Source organism: Roseovarius sp. TE539, from assembly GCF_003298505.1.
GTDB lineage: Bacteria > Pseudomonadota > Alphaproteobacteria > Rhodobacterales > Rhodobacteraceae > Roseovarius.
On the sequence record NZ_QNGB01000058.1, the window covers coordinates 1 to 3076 of the forward strand.

The following is a 3076-nucleotide window of genomic DNA, read 5'->3' on the forward strand; positions in this document are numbered from 1 at the left end:
GCGCCGGGCGTGCGCCCAGCAATGGGCCACGCGGATCGGGTCGCCGCCCTTGCGGGAGGGGCGCGTGAGGCGATTGTAGCCAGTATACCCGTCCAGTTGGAGGATCCCGTCGAAGCCGTGCAGGAAGGTTTCGGCATTCTGCCCGCCCCGACCAGGGGCGTAAAAGAAGGGGCCTATATACTTAACTAGCCAATTTTTACTTGCGCCGCATGGCTAGTTAAGTTACAAGGGTGTCAGAAGGAGTGACACCCATGTGCAAAGATAAGCCTGAGACCCTTTCAACCTTCGAGTTCTTCGCCAAGTTCCCCGATGAGGAAGCGGCGCGCAAGTTCTTTGAGAACAAGCGTTGGGGCGGCGAGCCTGTCTGCGGTCACTGCGGTTCTGTCAGCGTCACAGAGTGCAAAGACCACAAGCCGATGGCCTACCGCTGCAAAGACTGCCGCAAGCATTTCAGCGTCCGCACAGGCACGGTTCTGGCCGAGAGCCGCCTGCCTCTGCAAAAGTGGCTACTGGCGATCTTCATGCTGACCAGCGCGCGCAAGGGTATCCCTAGCACTCAGATGGCCCGCGAACTTGGCGTCACTCAGAAAACCGCGTGGTTTCTCGCGCAGCGCATCCGCGAGACTTGGCTGAAAGATTGCGACAATCACATGGACGGTCAGATGCAGGTTGATGAAACCTATGTTGGTGGTCGCGAGAAGAACAAACATGCCAGCAAGAAACTCCGCGCTGGCCGGGGCGCAGTTGGGAAAACCGCTGTCGCTGGCGTCCGCGATCAAAACGGCGAGGTTCGCGCGGTTGTGGTCGAGAACACGAAGGCACCCACCCTTGAGCGTTTTGTTCGCGATCACTGCGCAACGGGCACGATCATTGTGACTGACACTCACGGCGGCTACATCGGCCTTCGCGCCGCAGGCTATATGCACATCCGCATTAACCACTCAGTTGGTGAATACGTCCGCGACATGGCGCACACAAATGGGATCGAAAGCTTCTGGTCGCTTCTCAAGCGCGGTTACATTGGCATCTATCACCACATGAGCGCCAAGCACCTGCACCGCTACGTGAAAGAGTTCTCTTTCCGCCACAACACGGCGCAGATCGGCACCATGGACTTCATCGGTATAACAATCGAGCGCATGGCCGACAAGCGGCTGACTTACAAAGGGCTGATTAATGGCTGATAAGAAGAAAGATACGATTGAACCCATCAACGCAACTCTCGATGATGTTGCGGACAGTTTGATGGGTGTTGACCCCAAGGGCACACTAGAAATCCCAAAGGCGCGTTACGGCGGGATTCTGGCAATAGGTGAGGTGCAGATACCATGCTACGTGCTGGATGACGGAACGCGAGTTATTCACCAGCGGGGCATGGTCAAATCCCTGGGGATGGCGCGCGGCGGAAGCTCGCGTGGGGGTGGTGACCGCCTAGCCTACTTTGTTGCACAAAAAACGCTTTCTCCCTTTGTTTCTAACGAGTTGCTAAAGGTGACCAAAGAGCCACTTGTTTTCCGCACAGACAGAAGCTCTACCGCGTATGGATATGATGCCACTGTATTGGCAGACATTTGCGATGCTATTCTAGCGGCTAGAGCGAAGGGTGCTCTTAGTAAGCAACAACAACACATAGCAGATAAAGCAGAAATTCTTGTTCGCGCTTTTGCCCGCGTTGGGATTGTTGCGCTGGTAGATGAAGCGACAGGATTTCAAACAGATAGAGGGCATGATGCCCTGCGCCTCTTGCTTGAGCGTTACATTGCAGACGGACTGCAAAAATGGATACACACTTTCCCAGATTCATTCTTTGCAGAATTAGATAGGCTTTACGACAATGCGCCAACAAACGCTCGCTCTAGGCCGCAATACTACGGCAAGTTCATAAACAAGTATGTTTACGATCCAATAGAGCATGGTTATGTCAAGGCCGAACTCGACAGGCTGAACATTACTGACGAGGGAAAGCGACGCGCGCGTTTCCACCAATGGCTAACTACAGAAGGCAGAACCATTCTTACGCGCCAGATTGGCAAGGTAGAAGGCATGATGGAAATGTGCAATGATATTGATCAGTTTAAAGAGATGGTGAAGCGCAGGAAGGCGGTTACCGTTGCCCCCTACCTGTTTGATGATATGAACAGAATTATTTAGTGAACTAGGTGGGCACTCCAAGCCGAATTGACATTGCCTGCTCAGAAACCCAGAAAAGGTTCGCGAGATAATTAATGTTGTCGCCATGTAGACGTTGCATCTCTCGGACGCGGTCCCTTGGCATCAGTATGTCTGCGGCAAGGGCGTTCGCTTGCACTTTTTCTTGGTGCGGCAAGCCACTTCGATACAACGCATCATCAAAGATTCCGTCTCCTATCTTCCGCTCGTGCAGAACGTAATGCGCTATCTCATGGGCGATGGTGAAACGACGCCGCACTGCTGGATGGCCACTGTTCACAAAAATAGCGAAACCGCTTTCCCCGCCGCGCGTCGTGTCTTTTTGAATCTTTCCTGAAATTTCATGGTTCTGTCGCGGGGTTGGTGGAAATTGTGAGGGCGGCGTAATCTCCAGGTGTTGAAGCAACCATGAACGGCGGCTGGCACCGCCGAAGGAGATTACGCCATGACCGAGACTACCAAGACCGACCGCGCTGCGCCACTCATCGGGGGCGACTGGACGGATCCGCTCGAGGACGGCGTCCGCAGCCGGGTGCGGGATTTCATCGAAACGATCCTCGAGGAGGAACTGGAGGCTGCGCTCGGGCGCGGTCGCTATGAACGCAAGAGCGCGGGTGCGAAGGGGTATCGCAACGGGCATAGGGATCGGGAAATCGTCGGCACCTTTGGACCCGAGACGGTCCGCGTGCCCCGGGCCCGGATCGCGGGCGCGGATGGCCAGCGGCGCGAATGGCGCTCGCGGGCGTTGCCGCGCTACCGGCGGCTGACCCGGAAGGCCGAGGTGACCTGCCCCATTTTTCAGGGCCACTCGCAAGTCGAGTCTGTTCCTCATTTGTTTGCCATCATTCGGCGGCGTGAGCAATGGGCGCAGGCGCGGAGCCATCAACTCGCTCAAGCGGCTGCGCCC

The 3076-nt window shown here is 55.8% G+C and carries 6 protein-coding genes; 4 read left to right on the plus strand and 2 right to left on the minus strand.

What is annotated here, in order from left to right; all coding sequences use genetic code 11:
- On the minus strand, positions 1–177 hold a 177-nt coding region (locus DQW77_RS17760), incomplete at its 3' end, for a transposase (protein ID WP_404947948.1).
- 74 nt (positions 178–251) lie between these two features.
- Here DQW77_RS17760 and DQW77_RS17765 point away from each other — a divergent pair.
- Positions 252–1184, plus strand: coding sequence for an IS1595 family transposase (locus DQW77_RS17765; RefSeq protein WP_113259666.1), 933 nt, complete (start codon positions 252–254; stop codon positions 1182–1184).
- Complete coding sequence (locus DQW77_RS17770) at positions 1177–2151, plus strand: P63C domain-containing protein (protein WP_113259668.1); 975 nt, start codon at positions 1177–1179, stop codon at positions 2149–2151. Before DQW77_RS17765 ends, DQW77_RS17770 begins: the two co-directional genes overlap by 8 nt.
- Before the next feature lie 4 nt (positions 2152–2155).
- Here DQW77_RS17770 and DQW77_RS18835 read toward each other — a convergent pair whose 3' ends face one another.
- Complete coding sequence (locus DQW77_RS18835; RefSeq protein ID WP_404947949.1) at positions 2156–2398, minus strand: ImmA/IrrE family metallo-endopeptidase; 243 nt, start codon at positions 2396–2398, stop codon at positions 2156–2158.
- Between DQW77_RS18835 and DQW77_RS18695 the strand changes: the two genes are divergently transcribed.
- Positions 2303–2506 (plus strand): hypothetical protein, encoded by a 204-nt coding sequence (locus tag DQW77_RS18695; protein WP_258523919.1) that lies wholly within the window; start codon positions 2303–2305, stop codon positions 2504–2506. The two genes, DQW77_RS18835 and DQW77_RS18695, sit on opposite strands and share 96 nt — an antisense overlap.
- 108 nt (positions 2507–2614) lie before the next feature.
- On the plus strand, positions 2615–3076 hold a 462-nt coding region (locus DQW77_RS18150), incomplete at its 3' end, for a transposase (protein WP_181711338.1).

Coding starts and splice junctions, on each gene's coding strand:
- DQW77_RS17765 (WP_113259666.1), top strand. CDS start 252: ATGTGCAAAGATAAGCCTGAGACCCTTTCAACCTTCGAGTTCTTCGCC.
- DQW77_RS17770 (WP_113259668.1), top strand. CDS start 1,177: ATGGCTGATAAGAAGAAAGATACGATTGAACCCATCAACGCAACTCTC.